The organism is Pseudomonas sp. SIMBA_068 (genome assembly GCF_046534705.1).
Classification (GTDB): Bacteria; Pseudomonadota; Gammaproteobacteria; order Pseudomonadales; family Pseudomonadaceae; genus Aquipseudomonas; species Aquipseudomonas putida.
In genome coordinates this window covers 1-231 of the sequence record NZ_JAWRYI010001824.1, presented here as the reverse complement: position 1 = coordinate 231, position 231 = coordinate 1, and the positions used below count along the sequence as shown (strand labels likewise).

Annotated in this window: 1 pseudogene; it reads left to right on the top strand. The window is 65.8% G+C overall.

From position 1 onward, the window contains the following. Positions 1 to 231, top strand: a pseudogene (locus SB756_RS36065) (tRNA pseudouridine(38-40) synthase TruA); the annotation flags it as partial.

Sequence of the window (231 nt, the reverse complement as noted above, 5' to 3'; positions counted from 1 at the left end):
GACACCCGCGCTGTGCGCGACGAGCGCGCCTGGACCATGGGCACCAACTTCAACCTGCCGCACGACATCAGTGTGGTCTGGTCGCGGTCGATGCCGGCCGATTTCCATGCACGCTTCAAGGCCTGTGCCCGGCGTTATCGCTACGTTATCTACAACGACCCGATCCGCCCGGCGCACCTGGCCGAGGAAGTCACCTGGAACCACCGCCCGCTGGATGTCGAGCGCATGGCC